The organism is Mycobacterium sp., from assembly GCF_049683355.1.
Lineage (GTDB): Bacteria > Actinomycetota > Actinomycetes > Mycobacteriales > Mycobacteriaceae > Mycobacterium.
The window spans coordinates 17,486-41,974 of record NZ_JBAUJB010000176.1 but is presented as its reverse complement, the minus strand read 5'-3'; the positions used below and the strand labels follow the sequence as shown (position 1 = coordinate 41,974).

Below are 24,489 nucleotides of genomic sequence, written 5' to 3'. Positions count from 1 at the left end.
TGCCGAATCGGTAGCGTCAACGTGAGCCTGGATAATGCCCTGCAGCCATTCGGTGTCTTCGGGGTTCGTCTCGTCGAGCAACTCGAGCTCCACCATCTCGGCATTGAGGTTGTCTGCCAGCACATCGTCGGGGTCGTAGACGAAGCTGATGCCGCCGGACATGCCCGCCGCGAAGTTACGCCCGGTCGGGCCGAGGATCACGGCCCGGCCGCCGGTCATGTACTCGCATCCGTGGTCACCGACGCCTTCGACGACGGCGTGCGCACCGGAGTTACGCACCGCGAAACGTTCACCCACCTGGCCCCGCAGGAACATCTGACCGCTGGTGGCACCGAACAGGATCACGTTGCCGGCGATGATGTTGTCCTCGGCGACATAGTCTTCGGGCGCACCGTCGGGCGGTCGGACCACAACCCGGCCGCCGGACAGTCCCTTGCCGACATAGTCGTTGGCGTCGCCGTAGACCCGCAGCGTGATGCCCGGGGGCACAAAGGCCCCGAAGCTGTTACCCGCCGAGCCCTCGAAGGTGATGTCGATGGTGCCGTCCGGAAGGCCCTGTCCGCCATAGGCTTTGGTCACCTCGTGACCGAGCATGGTGCCGACGGTGCGGTTGACGTTGGTGATGGTCGTGGAGAATCGGACCGGGGTCTCCGAATCCAGCGCTTCCCGGCACTGGGCGATCAACTGCTGATCGAGTGCCTTGTCCAGGCCGTGGTCCTGGCGGGAGCTGCAGTACAGGTCCTGGTTCATGAACGCCGACTCGGGTTCGTGCAGCACCGAACTCAGATCCAGCTTGTGGGCCTTCCAGTGCTCCGCGGCCTGGATGGTGTCGAGCGCACCGACCTGGCCGACCATCTCGTTGACGGTCCGGAAGCCCAGCTGCGCCATCAGCTCCCGGACTTCCTCGGCGATGAACATGAAGAAGTTCTCCACGAACTCGGGCTTGGCGTTGAACCGCTTACGCAGCTCCGGGTTCTGCGTGGCCACACCCACCGGGCAGGTGTCGAGGTGACAGACGCGCATCATGATGCAGCCGGCGACCACCAGCGGTGCGGTGGCGAAGCCGAACTCCTCGGCGCCCAGCAACGCGGCGACCACGACGTCGCGGCCGGTCTTGAGCTGGCCGTCGACCTGCACCACGATCCGGTCACGTAACCCGTTGAGCAGCAACGTCTGCTGCGTTTCGGCCAAGCCGAGTTCCCAGGGGGCACCTGCATGCTTCTGCGACGTGAGCGGAGTGGCGCCGGTGCCGCCGTCATGGCCGGAGATCAGCACGACGTCGGCGTGGGCCTTGGACACGCCGGCCGCAACCGTTCCGACCCCGTTCTCGCTGACCAGCTTCACGTGCACCCGCGCCTGCGGGTTCGCGTTCTTCAGATCGTGGATCAGCTGGGCGAGATCCTCGATCGAGTAGATGTCGTGGTGCGGTGGCGGCGAGATCAGGCCGACCCCGGGCGTCGAATGGCGCACCTCGGCCACCCACGGGTAGACCTTGTGACCCGGGAGCTGCCCGCCCTCACCGGGTTTCGCGCCCTGGGCCATCTTGATCTGGATGTCGGTGCAGTTGGACAGGTAGTGGCTGGTCACGCCGAACCGGCCCGACGCCACCTGCTTGATGGCGCTGCGGCGCCAGTCACCGTTCTCGTCGCGGTCGAACCGCGAGACGGCTTCGCCACCCTCACCCGAGTTGGAGCGGCCGCCGAGGCGGTTCATCGCGATGGCGAGGGTCTCGTGGGCTTCGGCGGAGATCGAGCCGTAGCTCATCGCCCCGGTGGAGAACCTCTTGACGATCTCGCTGGCCGGCTCGACCTCTTCGATCGGCACCGCAGGGCGTTCTCCCTCGCGGAACTTGAGCAGTCCGCGCAGCGACGCCATCCGCTCGCTCTGGTCGTCGACCAGCGAGGTGTACTCCTTGAAGATCGAGTACTGCCCGGTACGCGTCGAATGCTGCAGCTTGAACACGGTGTCCGGGTTGAACAGGTGGTACTCACCCTCACGGCGCCACTGGTACTCGCCGCCGACCTCGAGCTCGCGGTGCGCCCATTCGTCGGGCCGGTCCAGGTAGGCCAACGCGTGCCGGGCGGCGACGTCGTTGGCGATGTCTTCCAGTTCGATGCCGCCGACCGAACAGGACAGACCGGTGAAGTACTCGTCGAGCACCTGCTGGCTGATGCCAACCGCCTGGAACAACTGGGCGCCGGTGTAGGACGCCAGCGTGGAGATGCCCATCTTGGACATCACCTTCAGCACGCCCTTGCCCGCCGCCTTGACGTAGTTCGCCTTGGCTTGATCACTGGAGATCCCGGTGATCACACCGCGGTCGACCATGTCCTCGATGGACTCGAACGCCATGTACGGGTTGATCCCGGCGGCGCCGAATCCGACGAGGCACGCCATGTGGTGCACCTCGCGGGCGTCGCCGGCCTCGACGAGCAGGCCGACCTGGGTGCGGGTGCGTTCCCGCACCAGGTGGTGGTGCACGGCCGACACGCTCAACAGCGAAGGGATCGGGGCGAGCTGTTCGTTGGACTCGCGGTCGGACAGCACGATCAGCCGGGCACCGTCACGGATCGCCGCAGACACCTTCGCGCGGACGTTGTCCAGCGCCTCCTTGAGGCCCTGGCCGCCGCGGTTCACCGGGTACAGACAGCGGATGACCGCGGCCCGCAGCCCGTGCTTGTGACCCCTGATCTCGTGGTCCGGGTCGACGCAGATCAGCTTCGACAGTTCGGCATTGCGCAGGATCGGCTGCGGCAACACGATCTGCCTGCACGAATCGGCCCCCGGATTGAGCAGGTCGCCTTCGGGACCGACCGCGCCCGCCAGGCTGGTGACCACTTCTTCGCGGATCGCGTCCAAGGGCGGGTTGGTCACCTGGGCGAACATCTGCTGGAAATAGTCGTAGAACATCCGCGGGCGCGCCGACAGCACCGCCACCGGGGTGTCGGTGCCCATCGATCCCAGCGCTTCGGCGCCCGTCCGCGCCATCGGCGCGACCAGCAGGTTGAGCTCTTCGTAGGTGTAGCCGAAGGCCTGCTGGCGCAGCACCACCCGGTGGTGCGGCATCCGCACGTAGTCACCTGCGGGCAGCTCGTCGACGTGGAACAGCCCGGCATCGAGCCACTCCCGATAGGGATGCTCAGCTGCCAGCTCGTCCTTGATCTCCTCGTCGGCGACGATGCGGCCCTGCGCGGTGTCGACGAGGAACATCCGGCCCGGCTGCAGACGCATCTTCTTGACGACGGTGGCGGGGTCGAGGTCGAGGACACCGGCCTCCGATGCCATCACGACCAGACCGTCGCTGGTCACCCAGATCCGCGACGGTCGCAGACCGTTACGGTCGAGCACGGCGCCGATGACCGTGCCGTCGGTGAAGCAGACCGACGCCGGTCCGTCCCACGGCTCCATCAGCGAGGCGTGGTACTGGTAGAACGCCCGGCGGGCCGGGTCCATCGATTCGTGGCGCTCCCAGGCCTCTGGGATCATCATCAGCACGGCGTGGGGCAGGCTGCGGCCACCGAGGTGCAGCAACTCGAGCACCTCGTCGAACCGCGCGGTGTCCGACGCGCCGGGCGTACAGACCGGGACGATCTGCTCGAGGTCCTGGCCTTCGCCGAAGACGTCGGTCCTGATCAGGGCTTCCCGGGCCCGCATCCAGTTCTCGTTGCCGGTGACGGTGTTGATCTCACCGTTGTGGGCGACCCGGCGGAACGGGTGCGCCAACGGCCAGGACGGGAACGTGTTGGTGGAGAACCGCGAGTGCACGATCCCCAGCGCGCTGGTGAGCCGTTCGTCCTGCAGGTCGAGGTAGAACGCCCGCAGCTGCGGCGTCGTCAGCATCCCCTTGTAGACGAACGTCTGACCGGAAAGACTTGGGAAGTAGACCGTTTCGCGGCCGGGCCCGTCCTGACCGGGCCCCTTGGTGCCGAGCTCATGTTCGGCGCGTTTGCGCACCACATAGGCGCGGCGTTCGAGCTCCATCCCCTCCGCGCCGCCGATGAACAGCTGCCGAAAGGTCGGCATGGCGTCACGGGCGAGCGCACCGAGCGACGAATCGTCGGTGGGCACATCGCGCCACCCCAGCACCTGCAGACCCTCGGCCTCGGCGATCTTGCCGACCGACTCGCACGCGATCGCGGCGTCCTTGGACGACTGGGGCAGGAACGCGATACCGGTGGCATAACTGCCAGGCTCGGGCAACTCGAAGCCTTCGTTCTTGCAAACGGCCCGGAAATACTCGTCGGGGACCTGCAACAGGAGGCCGGCCCCGTCGCCGGTGTTCGGCTCGGCGCCCTGGGCACCGCGATGTTCGAGGTTCAACAGGGCCGTGATGGCCTTGTCGACGATGTCGCGGCGGCGGCGACCGTGCATGTCGGCCACCATCGCCACACCGCACGCGTCGTGCTCGAACGCGGGGTTGTAGAGCCCTTGCGGATGTGAGGAGCCAGTCCCACCCCTGCTATTGGGCGCCATTCCCACCTACCTTTTTCCTTGCACACGCCGCCGCGGAGCTGAACGGAACGGCAACCGTCGACGAGAGCGTTAGCCGGCCTGGCGGTGGAGGTGCCTTCGTGCAGCACTGAACGACGGCCCTTTTCCCACTCGCCACAAGTGTTGAAAACGATATGACAAAGGGCACCTGACATGCCAACTTAGTACAGCCTAACCAGATTCGCCGGGCGCCGGGGGCACACATGCCACCCCGGCGCTGGTCGCCACCGAATACTGTTGCTGCGGTTGCTGTTTCACGATCCCCCCGATCCGGCAGCCCTGGTGAGGGATAGATCACACCCTGTGAAGCGGTTCAAATTTTGTTTGCTGAGGAAGAACTTTTCAATCCTGTAGTGCGGCGACAATCCAGCGAGGTATTTGCACAAAAGCTTAGCCGGATTCTTAGAATAGTTATGGATCGGACCTCTGCGCCCCGGGGCGCCGGAAGGTCGGGCCACCGCACCGGTGACGACGTGTAATCCGCTGGCCGACAGCGGGTTTGCCGGGGGACGCAGAAGGCGGCCCGGCCCGGCGGCGCCCATCGCCGGAGGGGCCGACCGGCCGCAGGGCCCGAAGGTACCCGCCAGGGGTATACCTCACCGGATGGCTGAGTCAGGCTGCGGAGATGCCTTACCCGCTGAGCACGCCGCTGGGCCGCTTCGGCATCGAAGCACTGGAGGAGAGCCCGCAGCGCTGCGCCGCGTCCATTCCGGCAGGTGGGATGCTCAACCCTCTCACCGGCGCGCCGACGGTCGCCCCGCTGGCGATGCTGGTGGACCACGTCGGAGGCGTGATCAACCACCACCGCCGGGGTCACCGACAGTGGACGGTGTCCAGTGAGCTGTCCCTGGAGCTGTCACCGGACGCCGCCGAGGTGATCGCGTTGCGCCCCGGCGTCCCGGTGGTGGGCGTGTCCCGACCGCTCGGCCGTAAGGACCACGCGGCCCTGGGGCTGTGTGAGCTGAGCGTCGATGCAGACGTGGTCGCCACCGCGACGGTGCGCTCGTTCTACATCACCGCTCCCGACGACCTCGCCGCGTGGCCGGACGAACCCTCAGGGTCGCTTCCCGGCTCCACGCTGGCCGAGTTGATGGCGGTGCACGTCGGCGAAACCGGTGGTGCCGCAACGGTCTTGATGCAGCGTGCGGACCCGGTGCTGAACAACAGCGTCGGCGTCGTGCACGGCGGGGTGGCCTCGATGGGCCTGGAACTGGTCGGTTCGGCTGCCATCGACGACGGCAGCGGCGCCGCATTCCGCACCGCCTCGCTGCGGGTGAACTTCCTGCGGCCGTTTCACGGCGGCGGCGAGGCGCACTACATCGGCAAGCCACTGCACGTCGGTCGCAGTAGCGGCGTCGCGGAGACACAGGCAGTCGGGCGGGACGGCAGGGTCGCCATCCTCGCCAGACTGACCGCTTACCGCTGAACGGCGGACGTCGCCGCCGCTGTTACTTCTTGGCCTTGCTGGCCGCCGACTTCTCGGTGGTGGCGCCCACGGTCACGAGCTGACCGCCCGAGTTCTCCAGATGGGCGCGCACGAACCACTGGAACTTCTCCAGTTCGCCGGCGTGGCCGATCAGCATGTCCTCGGACACCGGGTCGAGCTCGCCGAGCCGTTCGATGCTCTTACGGGTGTCCTCGACCACGCCGTTGTACACCAGGTTCACCGCCGCGAGGTGAGCCTGCACGGTGTCGCGGTTGACCGAATAGTCGTCCCAGGTGCGGTCGTTGATGATGGCGCCAGGCGTACCCAACGGCGAATTGCCGAGGGCGGCGATGCGCTCGGCGACCTCGTCGGCGTATCCGCGGACCAGCTCGACCTGCGGGTCGATCATCTCGTGCACGCCGATGAAGTTCGGGCCCACGACGTTCCAGTGCACATGCTTGAGCGTCAGGTGCAGGTCGTTGTAGCGGCTGAGCGCCTTCTGCAGCAGCTCGGCAACTTCGGCGCCGTCTTTATCGGACATTCCTGGCACGGTGAATGACGTCATTGATAGCTCCTTCGCTTGTCTCCGCCCAGGTGTACCCGGGCGCGCGGCGCGATAACCACTTCAAGATCACGTCACATTTCGGCAAGATTCGGGATCGGCGCCCGCGGTCCGAACCGCGGGTTCACCGCGAGGCCGCTGGCTTCGAGCAGCCGCACCGCCCGGTGCCGGTGCGGACGCACCGGTTCGAGCAGCTCGACCATCGCCGGGTCGTCGATCGGGTGTCCCAGCAGGCTCCAGCCCACCATCTTCGCCAGGTGATAGTCCCCGACCGACAGCGCGTCGGCGTCACCGAACGCCCGCTGCGCCGTCTCGGCAGCCGTCCACTCACCGATGCCCGGCAGCGACATCATCGCCGCACGCGCGCTGTCGGGCGGGCGCTTGACCAGCCGTTCGAGCGCTTCGGACCGGTGGGCGCAGCCCACCATGGTGCGGGCCCGCGCCGGATCGACGTTGGCGAGGTGGAACTCCCACGAGGGAATGCGCCGCCAGGCGTCCGCGGACGGGGGCACCCGCAGATGCTCGGGCGCCGGACCGGGAGCGGGCGCGCCGTATCGGGTCACCAGCCGGCGCCAGGCCCGCCGGGCATCGGTGCCGTAGACCCGTTGTTCGAGCACCGCGGGCATCAGCGCCTCGAGGACCCGGCCGGTGCGGCCCAGCCGCAGGTGCGGTACGCGGCGCCACGCCGCGGCGAGCGTCGGCTCGACTGGCTGGAACCCGGTCGTGTCGTCGTCGGCGCCCAGCAGCGCGGGCAGCGTCTCGATGAACTCACCGGCGCCCGGACCCCAGGCCTCGCAGTCGACCGTGTCCGGCGCTTCCCGGCAGATGCGCGCGGTGACCGGCCCGGTCCGCATCAGGCTGGTCCGCCAGATGGCGCCGTCGGGGGCGTCGTGGTGGCACGGATCTCCTCTGCCCCGGCGCAGTGGGGCCAGCGTCAGGCCCGGACTTGCGGGACCGGCAAAAACCACGCTGGCCGAGCAGCTGGGCACCTCGCCAGCCTAGGCGCCGACGGTGACGTCCGCCTTGTCCGGGTAGAACGCGACGTGGCCTGCGATCGGCGCCACCGCGGCGAAGGGTTCCCGGTAGGTCCAGAGCGCGTCCTCGACCGTCTGGCCGCCTTCGGTGCGCAGGTGGTAGTAGCCGGCGTCGCCCTTGAACGGGCAGTACGTTGTGGTGTCGCTGGGGAGCAGTTCGGCGACCACATCCTCGAGCGGGATGTAGTACACGGCCGGATAGCTCCCCTCCTGCAGTGTCAGGGCGGCGTCGGTGACTGCGACGAGGTCTGTGTCGACGCGCACCGTGACGCGGTCGCGGGTCGGTTCGATCGTGATGGGGTGGGTCTTCGACGGCTGCAGTACTGGTCGGTCGGTCATGTTCTGATTCAACGCCGGACGCGGGCCGATACCAATCCCCCGCTATGACAGCCCCGACGCCCGACGCCCACGGATCGGTCACGATCGCCGCCGATCCCGCAGCGGTGTACGCGCTACTCACCGACCTGCCCACGTTGGCGTCGCTGGCGGAGGAGGCCGAGTCGATGCGGTGGCGTAAGGGAACCGGTGCCGCCCCCGGCGCGGTGTTCTCGGGGGAGAACCGCAACGGTTCCCGCACCTGGACCACGAAGTGCACGGTGACAGCCGCCGAGCCGGGCAGGGTCTTCGCCTTCGACGTCCACAGTGCCGGGATCGTGCCGATCGCGCACTGGCGCTACGACATCGAGCCGACAGCGGGAGGCTGCACGGTCACCGAATCGACGTGGGACCGCCGCCCCCGTTGGATTCTCAAGCCGGCCGCGATGACGACCGGCATCAGCGACCGCACCGCCGCGAACACCGAGCACATCCGGCTGACACTGCAACGGCTCAAGCAACGCGCCGAATCCGGCTAGGGGCACCGGATTAGTGCGGGCGACCCGCGATCTTGTCAGCCGCCACCGCGATCGGTGACGTGCGTGGCCTGTCCCGCGCCTCGTGCCAGTCAGCGGCCTTGTAGGCCAGATACATGCCGCACACGCCCAACCACCGCAACGGCTCGGGTTCCCACCCGCGCGAGCGGTGGCCGACCCACGGCAGTGCGGTCAACGGCGTCGTGCGGTCGAGCACCAGGTCGGTGAGCGTGCGCGCGGCGAGATTGGTGGCGGTGACGCCGTGGCCGACGTATCCGCCCGCCCAGCCCAGTCCGGTCCTCCGGTCGAAGTCGACGGTCGCCTCCCAGTCGCGCGGCACAGCGAGCACGCCGCACCAGGCGTGGGCGATCGGCACGTCGGCAACCTGCGGCAGCAGGGCGTGCAGGGTGGCGCGCAGGTGCGTGATGGTGCGTTCGGGCACCCGCCCGTCGCGGTCGATCCTGGATCCGAACCGGTACGGAACACTGCGTCCGCCGATCGCGATCCGGTCGTCGACGGTTCGCTGGGCGTAGAAGAAGCCGTGCGCGGTGTCGCCCAGGGTCTGCCTTCCCTCCCAGCCGATCGTCTCCCACAGCTGCGCGGGGATCGGATCCGTGGCGATCATCGAGCTGTTCATCGGCAACCAGCGCCGCTTCAGACCGGGCAGGGACGCCGTGAAGCCCTCGGTGGCGCGCAACATCACCGGGGCGGCGACGACGCCGCGGCCGGTGGTGGCGCGGCCGGGGCCGATCTCGGTGACAGGGCTGCGCTCGTAGATGTCCACGCCGAGTCGTTCGACGGTCTCGGCCAGCCCGCGGACCAGCCAGGCGGGCTGGATGCGCGCGCAGTGCGGGTTGAGATAAGCCGCGACGACGCGGTCGATCCGGATGTGGCTGCGCGCCTCGTCTGCGGTGAGCGGCTTGATTCCGTCGACCTGCCAATGCCGTTCGGCGTCGATGGCCGCGGCCAGGCGCGACGCCTGGGCCCGGTTGCGGGCGACCTCGAGGGTGCCGCCCTTGACGATGCCCGCGTCGATGTTCTCGCGCGCGGCGACATCGATCACCTCGTCGACGGTGTCGTTGAGCGCCCGTTGCCACGCCACCACGCGATCATGTCCGTACTGCCGGGCCATCCGCTCGCGGTCGCCGGGAACCAGGCCCGACAGCCAGCCCCCGTTGCGCCCGGACGCACCGAAACCGGCGAAGCGGGCTTCAAGCACCACGATGCGCAGCGAGGGGTCGGCGCGTTTGAGGTAGTAGGCGGTCCACAGGCCGGTGTACCCGGCGCCGACTATGCAGACATCGGCGTCCCGGCTGCCGGGCAGTGCCGCGCGGGCCCGCGGCGGACCGTCGAACCAGTGCGACACGTGGCCGTTGACCGGGGCGTGGGTGGACACCGACAGATTCTGTCACTGACCGTCAGCGCGCGGACCTACCGGCGCGTTTGGCCTCGCGCAGACCGACCCAGAACTTCGCGGCCTCTCGGATCGACTCCTCCACGGGCCTTGGCTGCCAACCCAGTTCGCGTTTGGCCTTGCCGCAGTCCACCGGCGCCTCGGCACGCATCAAGCGCAGCGAGCCCAGCGACAGCCGTTCGTCGGTACCCGTCAACCGGGCCTTTGCGCTGCCGACAGCCGCCATCGCGTAGGACAGCGTTAGTTAGCGGCATCGTCCTCGTCGGCGCGGCGACGCCGGCAGCGTCGGCGACGATCCGCACCACCTCGGCATTGGAGATCATCTTCTCCGGGATCAGATAGCGTTCGCCGACGCGTCCCTTCTCCGCGGCGAGCAGCATCGCCTGCGCAGCGTCGTCGACACCGACGGCCTCGAGTTCGATTCCGCTCATCACGAACGGCAACTTCCCGAAGGCAGCGCCGGCAATGATCGCGCCGTGCGGGGTGCGGCCCCAGTCCGCGCCGCCGTAGGTCGTGGACACACACATCGCCACCGCGGACAGACCGCGGTCGCGGGCGTAGTCCAGCACCAGGTTCTCGGCCTGCACCCGGGATCGGACGTAGGGCGTCAGGCCGGCGCCGGCAGCCTCGGAGATCGTGTCGGCCTCCGTGGCGACGTGCCCGCGCCGCCGCCCGACGGTGACGTAGCTGCTGGTGAACACGAACTTGCGGAGACCTTCCGCGACGACGGGTTCCACGGCGATGTCGAGGACGTTGCGGGTGCCCTCGACGTTGGTGTGGAACAGCGGTGCGAGGTCACGCAGCCAGCCGCGGGTCTCGACGACGCAGTAGTAGACGACATCACAACCGGTCATCGCTTTGCGCAGCACGGCATCGTCCCAGATGTCGCCTACGAACCGCGTCACCTCCAGATCGTCGATACCGACCGTGTTGGCGCCTTCGCGCACCATCACCCGGACATCCCGGCCGTCGGCCGCCAGCCGGCGGGTCACGTGGCTGCCGAGATAACCGTTGGCGCCGATCACGAGGACCGGGGCGCCGGGAGACAGCCCGGTCATTTCCTCGGTCCGAACTGGGCCATCCACTCGGCCGCGACGTCGGGCAGGGTGCCGAGTTCCTCGGCCTTCCTGCACCACTTCACCGTCGCTTTGACGAACCGCAACGGGTTGTAGATGTCCTCCTGGCGACACCATTTGCCGTCGCCGGCGTAGGTGACGATGGAGATGTTGGTGGCGCTGACGATGGTGCCGTCGCCCGGGTCTCGCATCGGGTTGTCGAGTTCGCAGATGACGCGCCCGGTCGTCTCGTCGTAACCTTCCACCGCGACGGGAACGACGTCATGTAGCTGCCCGGGAAGGTCTCCATGGTGTTCCAGATCCAGGGCCGCACCTCGTCTCGGCCGTGCATGGTGCCCGCTGCGTGTTCGATGTAGAGAACGTCGTCGGTGTACTGGTCACCCCATGGATCCCAGTCCCGGGTGCGCGCCGCGCGGTCGACCGTCTGCTCGAAACCCGCGAACGCTTCGGTGAGCTCTTCTCGGGTGAAAGTGTTGCCCGTCACATCAGAAATAGAACACGTTCTACTGTCGGTTGTCGAGGCGGTGTCAGGCGGCGCTCAGCACCCGACGGGCACCGAGTGGCTGCTGCAGCGGCACATCCAACCCGCCGGACACCGCGATCGCAATGCAGGCCCGGCCCGCCGCCTGCGGCATCGTCCCGGTGCGCAGGCCGACGACCACATCGTCGTCCGTCTCACGGACCTCCGCGGTCACCCCATAGCACTCCGGGATGCCGCTGGTGAAGTGCAGCCTCACGACGCGTTCGTCAGCGGTACGGCTCCATGCCTGCGGCGACATCGGGCGCACGTCGAGGATCGACGGCTCGTCGACGAACATCAGGGCGGGGGTGTCCGGCGAGGTCTCGGGCACCGGGACCGGCGGCGGACCGGGGGCGGCTGCCCGGCCGCCGGGGACGCGAAGCCGCCGACCGTGGCTGCGAGCACGGCGCAGGCCACCACCAACGCTGCCGGCACACGCATGCCCCGAGCGTACCGACGTCCGGGACTGTCGCGGATTAAAACCGCAGCACAGCGGGTTATATGTGCACTATGACGCAGCAATACAACAAGAACCCCGCCGCCGTCGAGGCGCTGTCCCCCGAGCAGTACCGCGTCACTCAGCGCAACGGCACCGAGCGGCCCTTCACCGGCGAGTACTGGGACAACCACGAGCCGGGAATCTATGTCGACGTGGTGTCGGGTGAACCGCTGTTCGCGTCGACGGACAAGTTCGAGAGCGGGTCGGGGTGGCCGAGCTTCACCCGGCCGATCCAGCGTGCCAACGTGGTGGAGAAGCGTGACTTCAAACTCTTGCTGCCCCGCACCGAGGTGCGCTCGGCGCACGGCGACAGCCACCTCGGACACGTCTTCTCTGACGGTCCGCGCGCCGAGGGGGGTCTGCGCTACTGCATCAACTCGGCCGCCCTGCGCTTCGTCCACCTCGACGACCTCGACGCACAGGGGTATGCAGAGTACAAGGGACTTTTTTCGAAGGAGGATGCGCGATGAGCGATCACAAGCGGGCCGTGCTGGCCGGCGGCTGTTTCTGGGGGATGCAGGACCTGATCCGCAAGCAGCCTGGTGTGGTGTCGACCCGGGTGGGTTACACGGGCGGCAAGAACGACAACCCGACCTACCGCAATCACCCCGGTCATGCCGAGGCCATCCAGATCGTCTACGACCCGGAGCAGACCGACTACCGGGCGCTGCTGGAGTTCTTCTTCCAGATCCACGATCCGACCACCAGGGATCGCCAGGGCAACGATGTCGGAACCAGCTACCGCTCCGAGATCTTCTACGTCGACGACGAACAGCGCCAGGTTGCGCAGGACACCATCGCCGATGTGGACGCCTCGGGTCTGTGGCCCGGCAAGGTGGTCACAGCGGTGAGCCCGGCGCCGGATTTCTGGGAGGCCGAGCCCGAGCACCAGGACTACCTGGAGCGTTACCCCAGCGGCTACACGTGCCACTTCCCGCGCCCGGGTTGGAAGCTGCCGAAACGCGCTGAGGTCTGAAACTAGTCGCGCCGGGTGCGGCGGTGCATCACGACGCGGCCACCGTCCTTGGGTGTGTAGGCCACTCCACGCGAGTGCGCCTTCTCTCCCGGGGCGGCGGTGGTCTCGATGGTGAAGTGTCGCAACACCGTTCGTAGTACTACGTCCATCTCCACGTTGGCGAATGCCGCGCCGACGCAGCGCCGGGTGCCGCCTCCGAACGGGATGTGGGAGAAGGTGTTCGGCCGCTGGCCGACGAAGCGCTGCGGGTCGAACCGCTCGGGGTCGGCGAACTCCTGCGTGCGATGGTGCACCCGGTCGATCGCGACGACGATCGAATACCCCTGCGGGATCACCCATTCCCCGAGCTGGAAGGTCGGGGCGTAGACGTGCCTGCCGGCGAAGTCGATGACGGTGCGTGACCGCTGGATCTCCAGGATGGTGGCCTGCCGGTACTCGTTGCCGTCGGTGTCGGCCTCGGCAGCCAACCGGGCCAGCACGGCCGGGTGCCGGCTGATCCGTTCGAACGCCCAACCCAGTGTGGCAGCGGTGGTTTCGTGGCCGGCGGCCAGCAGCGTCGCCGCACCCGCGGTTGCCGCCGCATCGGCGATGCTCGGAACACCCTGAGCCGGACGTCAGCCCAGCATCAGGCGCGCCGACTTCTCCAGCCTGCGGGCGATCTCCTGATAGGACGCGTACCCCATGCCCGCCCGCACCAGGGCGCCGGAGTAGAGCATCTCCAGGGAGTCGATGACGTCGGGATCGGTGTCGGGACCCAGCGCCGCGGTCAGCCGGTCGCGGATGTCACGCCCGATTCGCAGCCGCAGGACCTCGACGTCGGGGTCCTTGCCGAGCAGCGCAGTCGTCACCGCACCGGCGAACTCCGGTTCGTCGGCCACCAGCATCGAGATGTGGCCGAGGACGTCGATCACCTTGGCGGCACGATCGCCGCCCTGGCGTTCGGTGCACGGTGAACTCGCAAGCCGACGCCAGAAGACCTCGGCCACCAGATGCTCTTTGGACGAGAAGTAGGTGTATGCGGTTGCGGCCCCCACACCGGCCTCGGCGGCCACCCGCCGCACGGTCAACCCGGCGAACCCCTCGCGACTGAGTAGTTCGACTGCCGCGCGGCCCAACCGGTCCACGGTGTCGGCCTGCCTGGCCGTCAGTCGGCGCCGAGTCGACTCCAGAGCCGGATCGGACACATGTCCGGACGCTACTACAACTACTTCGCCCTTGCCAGGCACCGGGTCCGCTCCCGGTGCCGGCAGCGGATAGGTTGACACCGATGAACCACTCCGACACCGCGCTCCCAGCCGACGCCGCCGCCCTGTTCGACCTGGCCGACCGGGTCACCGGCTTCATGCCCGCCGACGAGGGCCGCGCGCTCTACGACACCGCCGTGGCCTACCTAGGGGACGGCATCGGTGTCGAGATCGGTACGTACTGCGGCAGGTCGACGGTGCTGCTCGGCGCTGCCGCCAAGCAGACCGGCGGGCTGGTGTACACCGTCGACCACCACCACGGGTCGGAAGAACACCAGCCCGGCTGGGAGTACCACGACACGACGATGGTCGACCCGGTCACCGGGCTGTTCGACACACTGCCGACACTGCGCCACACCCTCGACGCCGCCGAACTCTACGAGCACATCGTCGCGATCGTCGGACGGTCGCCTGTGGTGGCCCGGGGCTGGCGAACTCCGTTGCGGCTGTTGTTCATCGACGGTGGCCACACCGAGGAGGCGGCGCGCCGCGACTTCGATGGCTGGGCCCGCTGGGTCGACGCGGGCGGGGCGCTGGTCATCCACGACGTCTTCCCCGATCCGGCGCAAGGGGGCCAGGCGCCGTTTCACATCTACCGCCGCGCCCTGGACACCGGGGATTTCCGGGAGGTCCGGGCGATGGGTTCGATGCGGGTGCTCGAGCGGGTGTCCGGGGCGGCGGGCGCCCTCGGCGAGGGTTAGCGTTCGCTGGTCGCGCACTCGCAGTCGTATTCGCCCTCGAGGCCGGTCGGCAGATCCGTGGCGCGGAAGATACCGCTGCCGGGTGTGGTCGACGACAGCGCGTCGGCGGCGAGGATGACCGCTGCCCCAGTCCAAGTGGTGCGCTCCACCGGCCAGCGCTTGCCGTCGGCGTAGACCAGTCCGGTCCAGTAGGACCCGTCCCCCTCGCGGAGGTGATGCATGGCCGCGAACTGTTCGTGCGCCCGCGCCCGTTCGCCGATCGCCTCCAACGCCAGCACCAGCTCACAGGTCTCGGCGCCAGTGACCCACGGACGGTCGTCGACACAGCGGATCCCGAGGCCCGGCACGACAAAATCGTCCCAGCGCTCGTTGATGCGGGCGAGTGCCCGCGCCCCGCGCAGTGCCCCGCCGAGCACCGGGTAGTACCACTCCATCGACCAGCGGTCCTTGGCAACGAACCCTGCGGGATGCTCGGCGATCGCATGACCGAGGCGGCCGACCGCGACCTCCCATTCCGGCTGCGGGGCACGCAGGTAATCGGCCAGCGCCAACGCACACCGAATACTGTGGTGGATGCTGGCGCAACCGGTCAGCAGAGCCTCCTCGGTAGCGCCGGAAGGGCCTCGGCCCCAGGCGATCTCACCGGTACTGAATTGGAGTTCGAGGACGAAGTCGATGGCTTTGGCCACCACCGGCCACATGGCCTCGGCGAACCGCCGGTCATCGGTGACCAGCACGTGGTGCCAGACCCCGGTCGCGATGTAGGCACAGAAGTTGCTGTCGCTGTTGGGATCCTCGACGACACCGTCTCGGAGTTGGATGGGCCAGCTGCCGTCGGGCCGCTGCGTCCGGCGCGACCATTCGAAAGCTGCGCGGGCCGGTTCGAGCAGGCCCGCCACCGTCAGCGCCATCGCGTTCTCGACGTGGTCCCACGGGTCGGTGTGGCCGCCGACCGACCACGGGATGGCCCCGCTCGACTCCTGCGTCGCGGCTATCGACTCGGCGGTCTGCCGGCACTGCTCAGGCGTGAAAACGCCTGCTACGCCCGCGATCTCAGGCATCGACTGCGTCGGGTTTACGGAAGTAGAGCGCGACACTCTTTCCGATCAGCGGGTTCAGGGCCGATTCGGCGGCACGGGTCAGCCAGGGTTGGCTCATCATGTCCCACACCAGCAGCTTGTGATAGGCGCCGACGACCGGATTGCCGGTCTTCTCGGTGCCCACCAGACACTTGAGCCACCAGTACGGCGCATGCAGAGCGTGGGCGTGATGAGTGCGGGTCAGCCGCAGACCGTGCGCAAGGACCTTGTCGCGCAGTTCATCAGCCCGGTAGATGCGGATGTGCCCGCCCTCGTTGGCGTGGTAGGAATCCGACAATGCCCAGCAGATTCGTTCCGGCAGATAACGAGGCACCGTGATCGCCAGGGAGCCGCCGGGCCGAAGGACGCGCACGAGTTGCGCGATCGCCTGATCATCGTTGGGGACGTGTTCGAGTATCTCCGAGGCGATGACGCAGTCGAAAGTACCGTCGTCGTACGGAAGCTCGAGCGCGTCACCCTTGACCGCCTCACCCTTCGCCGAAGCCGGTGCCTCACCCTGTTCCCTCATCGCCTGCAGGATCTCGTCGACGTCGTTGAGATCGGAGGCGCTCTGGTCGAATCCGATCACATCGGCACCGCGGCGGAACGCCTCGAAGGTGTGGCGGCCCGCGCCGCAACCGACATCGATCACCTTGGTTCCGGCGCCGACCCCCAGACGGTCGAAGTCCACGGTCAGCACGTCGTCACCCTTTCGCATGCCCGCTCGTAGACCGCGACGGTCTGCGCAGCAACAGATTCCCAGCTGAAGACCTCGAGCGCGCGGCGTCGCCCGTTGTCACCGAGCCTGCGTAGCTCCAACGGCGAGTCCAGCAGCTCACCGAGCACGTTGGTCAGTTCGTCGACGTCGGCCGGCCTGACCAGCCGGGCGCACTCGCCGTCGGAGCCGACCACCTCGGGCAGGGCGCCGGCCCGGCTGGCGACGATCGGGGTGCCGCTGGCCATCGCCTCCACTGCCGGAAGCGAAAAACCTTCGTAGAGCGAAGGGATGCAAGCGACTTCGGCGGAGGCCAACAAGCTCGCCAACTCGGAATCGCTGAGGCCGCTCGAGCTGTGCACGATGTCGGAGATGCCCAGTTCGGCGATGAGTTTCTCGGTGGGGCCGTTGGGCTCCAGCTTCGCCACGAGCTGGAGTTCGAGGTCCCGCTCGATGCGCAGCCGCGCGACGGCATGCAGCAGGTGGCTGACCCCCTTGAGCGGCACATCGGCGCTGGCGATCGCGATGATGCGGTTACGGACCCGCTCCTGCGCCGGCTTGAACAACTCGGTGTCCACACCCAGCGGCACGACGTGCAGCTGGTCTGCGTCGACTGCGAAGTCCTCGGCGATGTCAGCGGCCGAGGTCGTCGACACGGTGAGCAGTTCGGGAATCTGACGGGCCACGGTCTTCTGCATCTCGGCGAAGCCGTACCACCGGCGCACCAGCGGTTTGCGCCACCATTTCGCCGCGGCGACGTCGAGCACCCGGTCCCGGGTGATGGGGTGGTGGACCGTGGCGACCACGGGAAGCCCCGATGCCGCGATCTGCAACAGACCGGTGCCCAGGCACTGGTTGTCATGCACGACGTCGAAGTCGTCGAGACGCTCGGCCAGCAGTCTGGCGGCCCGCAGGCTGAACGTCTTGGGCTCCGGGAATCCGGCGGTCCAGGTGGTGAGCAACTCCCGCAGGTCGATCCGGGTCTTGATCTCGTTGGGCATCGGCACGCGGAACGGGTCCGGCTCCCGGTAGAGGTCGAGGCTGGGCACCTTGGTCAGACGCACCCGCGGATCGAGAATCTCGGGGTAGGGCTGGCCGGAGAAGACTTCGACGTCGTGGCCGAGCTCGACCAAACCGCGGCTCAGATGCCGGACGTAGACGCCCTGGCCGCCACAGTGGGTCTTGCTCCGGTAGGACAGTAAGGCAATGCGCATGCTCAGCTCACATGCCCTGCACGGCGCGCACGCGCACTGACGGTCGAGGTGCTATAGCCGCGCTGAGCTGGCCGAATCGTATGCAGCAAGAAACCCCAACCCTCCTGGACATGTGTCCAGACTATAGTTTGACGTGCTAGCTGACGCAACGCGACCGCTAGCTCTGACTACCACAGACGCCGCCCGGCGTCCTGTCCCGCCTCCCCGCTGACCCTCCGTTACCCCGGCGGGAACCCGCCCGTCGCGACCGGCCCCCATCGCTGCGGGGTGACCCTGATCAGGCACTTGTGTTGATCGATCATGGCCTGGCGGTACTCCTCCCAGTCCGGGTGCTCGCCCGCCACCGACCGGAAGTACTCGACCAGCCCTTCCACGGCCTCTGGGACATCGACCACCTCGGCGCGACCGTCGACCTGGACGTAGGGCCCGTCGAATTCGTCGGACAGCACCACGACGCTGGCGCGGGGACGGCGCCGGATGTTGGCCGCCTTCGCCCGCTGCGGATAGGACGCGACAACGATGCGCCCCTGGGCGTCCACACCACCGGTCACCGGCGAACTCTGCAACGATTCCCCAGCCCGGAACGTCGTTAGCACCATCCGGTGCCTGGGTCTGATGAAGTCCAGCAGTTCGGACAGCGTGACCTCGTCGGCGGTGGCGAACTTCCTGGCCATGTTCCCAACTGTATCGACGTGCATCGATGTGTCGGGGCCGTTCGTTATCGTTTCGAACGTGAGTTCGAAACACGAGATACTGACTGCCCTCGACGCCGCGGATGACGCTTGGCAGGTGCTGTGCGCCCAGCCGATCGCCGGCCTGCGTCCCGCCGATCAGCGCGCTGTGCTGATCCGGTTGGAGGAGATGGACAAGAAGCTGGCCGCCCTGCGGCGCCGACTGCTCGGGGCGATGGTGGTCGGCCCGACGCCGGTCGAGTTCGCCGGGGCTCCGTGGGCCGAGGTGCTGGCCCGCCGGCTACGGATCTCTGTCGGGGAGGCGCAGCGCCGCATCGACGAAGCGTCTGAACCGAAGTCAGCCTGACAACCCTGCCGAATCGTGGGAACTGTCTTTACAATCTCGCTCACCACTGTCAAGGGAGCAAGATGGCCGGGTTCGACAGCGCGGGCGTTGTCGAATGCCGGTGCTACGGCAAGGTGCCGTTCGCCGCCGGTCTGGGCTATTCGATGGGCGTCATCCACGTCTACTGCCTCGGTGTGTTCATGGAACCGCTGCAGAACGAGTTCGGCTGGAGCCGTGCCGAGGCTTCGGTGGGACTGACGATCGTCGGCATCGCTGCCGCCGTCGCCGCGTTGCCGATCGGACTGACGGTCGACCGGTTGGGTCCTCGGCGGGTCGGCCTGGTCGGCGTGACGCTCATGGCCGCAGCGTTCGCACTCCTGGGCAGCGCGACCGGGTCGATGACCAACTGGCTGCTGCTGTGGGGGGTCCTGGCGTTCGCCTCGTTCTGGGTGCAGACCACCGTCTGGACCTCTGCGGTGGCCAGTCGTTTCGAGACATCCCGCGGCTTGGCGCTGGCCGTGACACTCTCCGGGGGATCGCTGGCAGCAGCGGTGTTCCCCCCGTTGGCCACCGTTTCATCGGCGAATGGGGTTGGCGCGGAGCGTTCCTCGGCCTCGGTGTGCTGTGGGGGCTGCTGGTCGCCACCGTCGTGTGGCTGTTCTTCCGCGGCGCGCAGGATGACAAGACTCGGGCGCCCGCCCGCGGCGAGCGACCCCCGCACCCGCGGCGGCCGACCTGCCCGGGCTGACGCTGGGCGAGGGCCTGCGCCCGGCGACGTTCTACAAGCTGCTGACAGCGGCCGGCCTGTTCGCCTTCACCACACTGGGTGTGGTGGTGCACCTCGTGCCGATCCTGCGGGATGCGGGTGCCGACCCGCTGGGGGCTGCCGGCGCCGCCTCGCTGGTGGGCGTCTTCTCGATCGTCGGTCGGTTGGGCATCGGTGTGCTCTTGGACCGGTTCTCGGGCCGGGTCGTCGGCGCTTGCGCCTATCTGGTGCCCATCGTGGGCGCCGCCCTGCTGCTGTTCGACGGTGCCAACCCGGTGAGTCAGACCGTCGCCGCGCCGCTGTTCGGTCTCACCCTCGGCGCCGAGGTCGATGTCATCGCCTATCTCGCCTCACGGCACTTCGGGCTCAAGAACTTCGGCGGGCTCTTCGGCGGTCTGGTCGCGGCGCTGTCGTTGGGCACCGCGTTCGGCCCGTTGGCGTCCGGCGCGACTTCAGATCATTTCGGCGGATATTCGAACTTCCTGATCCTCACCATGATCCCTGATGGGGGTGAGCAGCCTGCTGCTGGCCAGCCTCAAGGCGCCACCCACCTGGACGGTGAACGTGTCGGCGTCGGACGGGACCGACAAATCGAGCAGCGTGGATGGCTCTACGCTCGGGTGACCATGTACATCCCGCCGAAGTTCGCGTCGCCGGAGGCGGACGCCCGTGCGGCGCTGGCCCGGGCAGGCTTCGCCCATCTCGTCACCCACACGGGCGACGGGATGCTGGTCACCCCGTTGCCGCTGCTCTACGACCGCGGCTGGCACTCGCTGATCGGGCACGTCGCGCGCGCCAACCCGCACTGGCAGGCAGTGGGAGCCGACTCGGTCGCCATCTTCTCGGGTCCGCAGGCATATGTCTCGCCCAGCTTCTACGCGACCAAGCAGGAGACCGGCAAGGTGGTGCCGACGTGGAACTACTCACTCCTCGCAGTCCACGGTCGGCTGGTCGCGCATGACGACCCGGCGTGGCTACGCGACCTGGTGACCCGGCTGACCGACCGCCATGAACAGGGCCGCGCCGAACCCTGGCAGATCACCGATGCCCCCGAGACCTACTTCCGCAGTCAACTCCGGGGCATCGTCGGGGTCGAGCTGACGATCACGTCGGTCGAAGGCAAGCTCAAGATGTCGCAGAATCAACCCGAACGCAACCGCGCAGGCGTCGTCGCCGGCCTGAAGGGTTCCGCCAGTTCTGCGGATCACTAAGTGGCAGAACGAGTCTCAGATTTGGGAAGCACGAAGGCGAAGGGTCTCGGATAGCCCAGGTCCTCGAGGTGTGCTCGCCGCAGCGCGTCGAGACCTACCGGGCGCACCTCACCCGAGGACGGTTCGTAGCAGCGCAACACCCCGGCGGTGGCCTCGACGACCAACACCCAGTGCCGCGGGATCCATCGACCGACCAGCATCGGCACCGGCAAGTCGGACCGGACCGCGTCGAGGACGTCGGCCAATCGGTCGCGCCTGCCCCACCACAGCCGCCATCCGTAACGCACTCCGCGACCGCGGGAGCAGCACGTCAGTGCCCGCGCCATCGCCATGGGCGTGGTCCCCAGCGCCCGCGGCCACACCCGGTTGACCAGGGCGTGCACCCGCAGCTGTTCCTGCGCGAACCACGCTCGGTCAAACCCGGCGCCTGACAGCTGTGAGCGGTACGCGGGGTCCAGCAGTGCCCCGGCGACGACGGCCACGGTGGGCCCGCACGTCCTGCCGTCGCGCTGCCGCAACCGCAGCGCGGCGATCCTCACCCGGAACCGCCGAGCAGTTCCTCTCCGCGGGCCCGCAGATCGACCTTGCGCACCTTGCCGGTCACGGTCATCGGGAACTCGTCGACGACCTGCACGTAGCGCGGGATCTTCTGGTGGGCGATCTGCCCGGCGCAGAAGGCCCTCAGGCTCTCGGCGCTGGGCGGCTGCGCTCCCTCGACCACCCGGATCCAGGCCATCAGTTCTTCGCCGTACTTCTCGTCGGGCACTCCCACGACCTGGGCGTCGACGATGTCGGGATGGGTGTACAGGAACTCCTCGACCTCCCGGGGGTAGATGTTCTCCCCGCCCCGGATCACCATGTCCTTGATCCGGCCGGTCACGCTGAGGTAGCCCTCGTCGTCCATCACCGCGATGTCACCGGTGTGCATCCATCCGTCGGAATCGATGACCTCCGCGGTCTTGGCGGGATCGTTCCAGTAGCCGGCCATCACGCTGTAGCCCCGGGTGCACAGTTCGCCCGGGGTACCCCGGGGCACCTGGGCGCCGGCTTCGTCGACGATCTGGATCTCCAGATGCGGGCCGACCCTGCCGACGGTGCCGACCCGACGCTCCAGCGAGTCCGTCGGCAGCGTCTGGGTGGACACCGGCGAGGTCTCGGTCATGCCGTAGCAGATCGCCACCTCGCTCATGTGCATCCGGTTGATGACGTTGCGCATCACGTGCTCCGGACACGGCGAACCCGCCATGATCCCGGTCCGCAGGCTGGAGAGGTCGAACCGGTCGAATTCCGGCAGCGAAAGCTCGGCGATGAACATCGTCGGGACGCCGTACAGCGACGTACATCGGTGCGCGGCAACGGCTTCCAGGCTCGCCTGCGGATCGAAACCCGGGGCTGGTATCACCATCGCGGCGCCATGAGAGGTACACGCCAGGTTTCCCATCACCATTCCGAAGCAGTGGTAGAACGGCACCGGGATGGCGACCCGGTCGGCCTCGGTGTACCCGAGGCCCTCGCCGACCAGGTAGCCGTTGTTGAGGATGTTGGTATGCGTCAGCGTCGCGCCTTTGGGAAAGCCGGTGGTGCCCGAGGTGTACTGGATGTTGATCGGATCCGACGAACACAGCCCGGCCTGCACGCCGTCCAGCGCGTCGCTGTCGACGTCGGTCCCGGCAATCGCGGACCACTCCGGTGATCCGACGGTGATGACGTCCTCGAGGTGCGGGCAGCGACCGCGCACCGTGTCGAGCATCGCGACGTAATCCGACGTCTTGAACGATGTCGCCGACAGCACCATCACGATCGACGACTGGTTGAGCACGTACTCCAGTTCCTCGGTCCGGTACGCCGGATTGATGGTGACGAGGATGGCGCCGAGTTGCGCGGTGGCGTACTGGATCATCGTCCACTCCGCGGTATTGGGCGACCAGATGCCGACGCGATCACCCGGGCCGATGCCGCGCGCCAGCAACCCGGTCGCGATCCGCCGGGTGGCCTCGTGGAACTGCGAGTAGGTCCACCGGCGGCCGGTGGCGCACTCGATCAGCGCGTCGCGGTCACCGAACCGCGCGGCCGTCCGCGCCAGGTTGTCGCTGATCGTGTCATCCAGCAGGGGTGGCTCGGCGACTCCGGACGAGTGCGACAACATCGGCTGCTTCCCTCCACCGTGGATTTCTCACTCGGGCTGGGTACTGGACCCAGCGTAGGCCGGATGAAAGTGGGGTTGGTCACAATGTCTTGTTCGCTGCGGTGTTCGTTCATGTCCCGGGGGCGTCCATGACCTTCGATCTCACGCCGACGGCGGCGCAGCACGACCTGGCCCGGCGCACGCACGAGTTCGCCGAGCAGGTGGTTCGCCCTGTCGCCGCCGACTACGACCAGCGCCAGGAGTTCCCCTGGCCTGTGCTGGAGGAAGCGGCGGCTCAGGGCTTCTACAGCCCGCTGTTCTACCGCGATCTGATCGGCGACCCGACCGGACTGTCACTGCCGATGTTCATGGAGGAGTTGTTCTGGGGGTGCGCCGGCATCGGGCTGGCCGTCGTGATGCCCGCCCTGGCCCTCTCCGCCATCGGCCAGGCCGCCTCGCCCGAGCAGATGCTGCAGTGGGCGCCGGAATGCTTCGGCACGCCCGGCGACCTGAAGCTGGCGGCGCTGGCGATCTCAGAACCTGAGGGCGGCAGCGACGTCCGCAACCTGCGCACGCATGCCCGTCGGGCCGCCCCGGGAAAGGACGCTGACTGGATCATCGACGGACACAAGATGTGGATCGGCAACGGCGGCATCGCCGACGTCCACGTAGTCAACGCCGTCGTCGATCAGGAGCTGGGCCACCGCGGCCAGGCGTTGTTCGTCGTCCCGGGCGGCACCCCCGGCCTCGACATGGTGCGCAAGCTGGACAAAGTGGGCTGTCGCGCCTCACACACCGCGGAGCTGCGATTCAACAGCGTCCGGGTGCCCGCGGACCATCTGCTCGGTGGCCAGGAGAAGCTCGACCGCAAACTCGCCCCCGCCCGCGAAGCCGTCGAGGGCGCCAAACACTCCGGCTCGGCCACGATGGGCACCTTCGAGCAGACCCGGCCGATGGTCGCCGCGCAGGCTCTCGGCATCGCCCGGGCGGCGCTGGAGTACGCCACCGAGTACGCCAACCGGCGGGAGGCGTTCGGCGCACCGATCATCGACAACCAGGGGATCTCCTTCCCGCTGGCCGACCTCGCGACCACCATCGACGCGGCGCGCTTGCTGACGTGGCGGGCGTCGTGGATGGCCGCCACCGGGGTGCCGTTCGAGCGGGGTGAGGGTTCGATGGCCAAGCTCGCCGCCAGCGAGGTGGCGGTCCGCACCACCGAGCGCGCCATCCAGACCATGGGCGGCTGGGGCTACATCAAGGACCACCCGGTGGAGAAGTGGTACCGGGACGCCAAGCTCTACACGATCTTCGAAGGCACCAGTGAGATCCAGCGCATCGTGATCTCCAACGCGCTGGGCGCCGCTGACGGGAAGCCGCCGATGCACTTCGACCTGGAGCCGACCGGCGGTCCGATGAACAGGGCCTTCGGCAGGGGGACGCCGATGCGCACCCAGGTCGCCAACTCCGCACTGTCGATGAAGGACCGGATCCCGGCGCCCGTCATGAACGTGGCGATGAAGGTGTTGCGTCCACCCCGCAAATAGAAAATACCCGGTACCCCTGGTTTC

23 protein-coding genes and 2 pseudogenes are annotated in these 24,489 nt (G+C 68.0%); 9 read left to right on the top strand and 16 right to left on the bottom strand.

The features are described from left to right. On the bottom strand, window positions 1–4,473 hold a 4,473-nt coding region (gene gltB, locus WA944_RS10780; RefSeq protein WP_526646894.1), incomplete at its 3' end, for a glutamate synthase large subunit. A gap of 643 nt (window positions 4,474–5,116) precedes the next feature. Here gltB and WA944_RS10775 point away from each other — a divergent pair. Next, window positions 5,117–5,917 carry a PaaI family thioesterase gene (locus WA944_RS10775; RefSeq protein WP_526375771.1) on the top strand — a complete coding sequence of 267 codons (801 nt, stop codon included), beginning with the start codon at window positions 5,117–5,119 and terminating at the stop codon, window positions 5,915–5,917. A gap of 22 nt (window positions 5,918–5,939) precedes the next feature. On the opposite strand, the gene WA944_RS10770 is transcribed toward WA944_RS10775, so the two are convergent. From WA944_RS10770 to WA944_RS10760, 3 genes are all read right to left on the bottom strand, one after another. After that, complete coding sequence (locus WA944_RS10770) at window positions 5,940–6,482, bottom strand: Dps family protein (RefSeq protein WP_526646892.1); 543 nt, start codon at window positions 6,480–6,482, stop codon at window positions 5,940–5,942. Between the two features lie 71 nt (window positions 6,483–6,553). Next, window positions 6,554–7,468 (bottom strand): DNA-3-methyladenine glycosylase family protein, encoded by a 915-nt coding sequence (locus WA944_RS10765; RefSeq protein WP_526611122.1) that lies wholly within the window; start codon window positions 7,466–7,468, stop codon window positions 6,554–6,556. Window positions 7,469–7,477: 9 nt separating this feature from the next. Continuing rightward, a complete protein-coding gene (locus WA944_RS10760) occupies window positions 7,478–7,852 on the bottom strand; it encodes a DUF427 domain-containing protein (protein ID WP_526375890.1) in 375 nt (124 codons plus the stop codon). 44 nt (window positions 7,853–7,896) lie between these two features. On the opposite strand from WA944_RS10760, the gene WA944_RS10755 reads away from it, so the two are divergent. Next, window positions 7,897–8,367: an SRPBCC family protein gene (locus WA944_RS10755; protein ID WP_526375888.1), complete on the top strand. Its 471-nt coding sequence runs from the start codon at window positions 7,897–7,899 to the stop codon at window positions 8,365–8,367. Window positions 8,368–8,377: 10 nt separating this feature from the next. Here the strand turns inward: WA944_RS10755 and WA944_RS10750 are convergent, their stop codons facing one another. The 4 genes and pseudogenes from WA944_RS10750 to WA944_RS10735 all read right to left on the bottom strand — a co-directional run bounded on the left by WA944_RS10750 (window position 8,378) and on the right by WA944_RS10735 (window position 11,705). After that, entirely contained in the window at window positions 8,378–9,760 is a 1,383-nt protein-coding gene (locus tag WA944_RS10750) for an NAD(P)/FAD-dependent oxidoreductase (RefSeq protein ID WP_526375886.1), read from the bottom strand. Between the two features lie 22 nt (window positions 9,761–9,782). Beyond that, window positions 9,783–10,836 (bottom strand): annotated as a pseudogene (locus WA944_RS10745) (NAD-dependent epimerase/dehydratase family protein). Then, window positions 10,833–11,338 (bottom strand): annotated as a pseudogene (locus tag WA944_RS10740) (nuclear transport factor 2 family protein). Before WA944_RS10740 ends, WA944_RS10745 begins: the two co-directional pseudogenes overlap by 4 nt. A 43-nt stretch (window positions 11,339–11,381) precedes the next feature. Then, complete coding sequence (locus tag WA944_RS10735; RefSeq protein WP_526611120.1) at window positions 11,382–11,705, bottom strand: hypothetical protein; 324 nt, start codon at window positions 11,703–11,705, stop codon at window positions 11,382–11,384. Window positions 11,706–11,884: 179 nt separating this feature from the next. On the opposite strand from WA944_RS10735, the gene msrB reads away from it, so the two are divergent. Together msrB and msrA are read left to right on the top strand one after the other, a co-directional pair. After that, window positions 11,885–12,343, top strand: a complete 459-nt coding sequence (gene msrB / locus WA944_RS10730) for a peptide-methionine (R)-S-oxide reductase MsrB (protein ID WP_526369071.1) — start codon at window positions 11,885–11,887, stop codon at window positions 12,341–12,343. Beyond that, the gene (gene msrA / locus WA944_RS10725) at window positions 12,340–12,849 is read left to right on the top strand and encodes a peptide-methionine (S)-S-oxide reductase MsrA (protein ID WP_526369069.1); all 510 of its coding nucleotides are present in this window, start codon (window positions 12,340–12,342) and stop codon (window positions 12,847–12,849) included. Before msrB ends, msrA begins: the two co-directional genes overlap by 4 nt. A gap of 2 nt (window positions 12,850–12,851) precedes the next feature. Here msrA and WA944_RS10720 read toward each other — a convergent pair whose 3' ends face one another. Together WA944_RS10720 and WA944_RS10715 are read right to left on the bottom strand one after the other, a co-directional pair. Continuing rightward, window positions 12,852–13,439 (bottom strand): cytochrome P450, encoded by a 588-nt coding sequence (locus WA944_RS10720; RefSeq protein ID WP_526369075.1) that lies wholly within the window; start codon window positions 13,437–13,439, stop codon window positions 12,852–12,854. Window positions 13,440–13,463: 24 nt separating this feature from the next. Continuing rightward, window positions 13,464–14,033, bottom strand: coding sequence for a TetR/AcrR family transcriptional regulator (locus WA944_RS10715; RefSeq protein WP_163887015.1), 570 nt, complete (start codon window positions 14,031–14,033; stop codon window positions 13,464–13,466). An 83-nt stretch (window positions 14,034–14,116) separates the two neighbouring features. Between WA944_RS10715 and WA944_RS10710 the strand changes: the two genes are divergently transcribed. Then, window positions 14,117–14,794 carry a class I SAM-dependent methyltransferase gene (locus tag WA944_RS10710; RefSeq protein WP_526369067.1) on the top strand — a complete coding sequence of 226 codons (678 nt, stop codon included), beginning with the start codon at window positions 14,117–14,119 and terminating at the stop codon, window positions 14,792–14,794. Here WA944_RS10710 and mmpH read toward each other — a convergent pair. The 4 genes from mmpH to WA944_RS10690 form a co-directional block, all read right to left on the bottom strand. After that, entirely contained in the window at window positions 14,791–15,855 is a 1,065-nt protein-coding gene (gene mmpH / locus WA944_RS10705) for an MMP endo-(1,4)-3-O-methyl-alpha-D-mannosidase (RefSeq protein ID WP_526369065.1), read from the bottom strand. The two genes, WA944_RS10710 and mmpH, sit on opposite strands and share 4 nt — an antisense overlap. Beyond that, window positions 15,848–16,573 (bottom strand): class I SAM-dependent methyltransferase, encoded by a 726-nt coding sequence (locus WA944_RS10700; protein WP_526369073.1) that lies wholly within the window; start codon window positions 16,571–16,573, stop codon window positions 15,848–15,850. The genes mmpH and WA944_RS10700 overlap by 8 nt, the downstream gene beginning before the upstream one ends. Continuing rightward, window positions 16,567–17,802 (bottom strand): MMP alpha-(1->4)-mannosyltransferase, encoded by a 1,236-nt coding sequence (gene manT / locus WA944_RS10695; protein ID WP_526373469.1) that lies wholly within the window; start codon window positions 17,800–17,802, stop codon window positions 16,567–16,569. The genes WA944_RS10700 and manT overlap by 7 nt, the downstream gene beginning before the upstream one ends. A 218-nt stretch (window positions 17,803–18,020) precedes the next feature. Continuing rightward, window positions 18,021–18,476, bottom strand: coding sequence for a PPOX class F420-dependent oxidoreductase (locus WA944_RS10690; protein ID WP_526373470.1), 456 nt, complete (start codon window positions 18,474–18,476; stop codon window positions 18,021–18,023). Between the two features lie 58 nt (window positions 18,477–18,534). Between WA944_RS10690 and WA944_RS10685 the strand changes: the two genes are divergently transcribed. The 3 genes from WA944_RS10685 (at window position 18,535) to WA944_RS10675 (ending at window position 20,796) form a co-directional block, all read left to right on the top strand. Then, window positions 18,535–18,840 carry a DUF222 domain-containing protein gene (locus WA944_RS10685; protein ID WP_526373472.1) on the top strand — a complete coding sequence of 102 codons (306 nt, stop codon included), beginning with the start codon at window positions 18,535–18,537 and terminating at the stop codon, window positions 18,838–18,840. A gap of 62 nt (window positions 18,841–18,902) precedes the next feature. After that, a complete protein-coding gene (locus WA944_RS10680) occupies window positions 18,903–20,090 on the top strand; it encodes an MFS transporter (RefSeq protein ID WP_526646896.1) in 1,188 nt (395 codons plus the stop codon). Between the two features lie 121 nt (window positions 20,091–20,211). Then, window positions 20,212–20,796, top strand: a complete 585-nt coding sequence (locus WA944_RS10675) for an FMN-binding negative transcriptional regulator (protein ID WP_526373473.1) — start codon at window positions 20,212–20,214, stop codon at window positions 20,794–20,796. Here WA944_RS10675 and WA944_RS10670 read toward each other — a convergent pair. Beyond that, window positions 20,793–21,335 (bottom strand): hypothetical protein, encoded by a 543-nt coding sequence (locus WA944_RS10670; RefSeq protein ID WP_526373475.1) that lies wholly within the window; start codon window positions 21,333–21,335, stop codon window positions 20,793–20,795. The two genes, WA944_RS10675 and WA944_RS10670, sit on opposite strands and share 4 nt — an antisense overlap. Further along, window positions 21,332–22,942, bottom strand: a complete 1,611-nt coding sequence (locus WA944_RS10665) for an AMP-binding protein (protein WP_526373477.1) — start codon at window positions 22,940–22,942, stop codon at window positions 21,332–21,334. Before WA944_RS10665 ends, WA944_RS10670 begins: the two co-directional genes overlap by 4 nt. Window positions 22,943–23,070: 128 nt before the next feature. Between WA944_RS10665 and WA944_RS10660 the strand changes: the two genes are divergently transcribed. Continuing rightward, on the top strand, window positions 23,071–24,465 hold the full coding sequence (locus tag WA944_RS10660) for an acyl-CoA dehydrogenase family protein (RefSeq protein WP_526646889.1): 1,395 nt from the start codon (window positions 23,071–23,073) through the stop codon (window positions 24,463–24,465). Window positions 24,466–24,489: the final 24 nt, after the last annotated feature.

Excerpts from the sequence above, each read along its gene's own strand:
- WA944_RS10775 (WP_526375771.1), top strand. The coding sequence starts at position 5,117 with ATGCCTTACCCGCTGAGCACGCCGCTGGGCCGCTTCGGCATCGAAGCA.
- WA944_RS10770 (WP_526646892.1), bottom strand. The coding sequence starts at position 6,482 with ATGACGTCATTCACCGTGCCAGGAATGTCCGATAAAGACGGCGCCGAA.
- WA944_RS10760 (WP_526375890.1), bottom strand. The coding sequence starts at position 7,852 with ATGACCGACCGACCAGTACTGCAGCCGTCGAAGACCCACCCCATCACG.
- WA944_RS10755 (WP_526375888.1), top strand. The coding sequence starts at position 7,897 with ATGACAGCCCCGACGCCCGACGCCCACGGATCGGTCACGATCGCCGCC.
- msrB (WP_526369071.1), top strand. The coding sequence starts at position 11,885 with ATGACGCAGCAATACAACAAGAACCCCGCCGCCGTCGAGGCGCTGTCC.
- msrA (WP_526369069.1), top strand. The coding sequence starts at position 12,340 with ATGAGCGATCACAAGCGGGCCGTGCTGGCCGGCGGCTGTTTCTGGGGG.
- WA944_RS10710 (WP_526369067.1), top strand. The coding sequence starts at position 14,117 with ATGAACCACTCCGACACCGCGCTCCCAGCCGACGCCGCCGCCCTGTTC.
- mmpH (WP_526369065.1), bottom strand. The coding sequence starts at position 15,855 with ATGCCTGAGATCGCGGGCGTAGCAGGCGTTTTCACGCCTGAGCAGTGC.
- manT (WP_526373469.1), bottom strand. The coding sequence starts at position 17,802 with ATGCGCATTGCCTTACTGTCCTACCGGAGCAAGACCCACTGTGGCGGC.
- WA944_RS10690 (WP_526373470.1), bottom strand. The coding sequence starts at position 18,476 with ATGGCCAGGAAGTTCGCCACCGCCGACGAGGTCACGCTGTCCGAACTG.
- WA944_RS10680 (WP_526646896.1), top strand. The coding sequence starts at position 18,903 with ATGGCCGGGTTCGACAGCGCGGGCGTTGTCGAATGCCGGTGCTACGGC.
- WA944_RS10675 (WP_526373473.1), top strand. The coding sequence starts at position 20,212 with ATGTACATCCCGCCGAAGTTCGCGTCGCCGGAGGCGGACGCCCGTGCG.
- WA944_RS10665 (WP_526373477.1), bottom strand. The coding sequence starts at position 22,942 with ATGTTGTCGCACTCGTCCGGAGTCGCCGAGCCACCCCTGCTGGATGAC.
- WA944_RS10660 (WP_526646889.1), top strand. The coding sequence starts at position 23,071 with ATGACCTTCGATCTCACGCCGACGGCGGCGCAGCACGACCTGGCCCGG.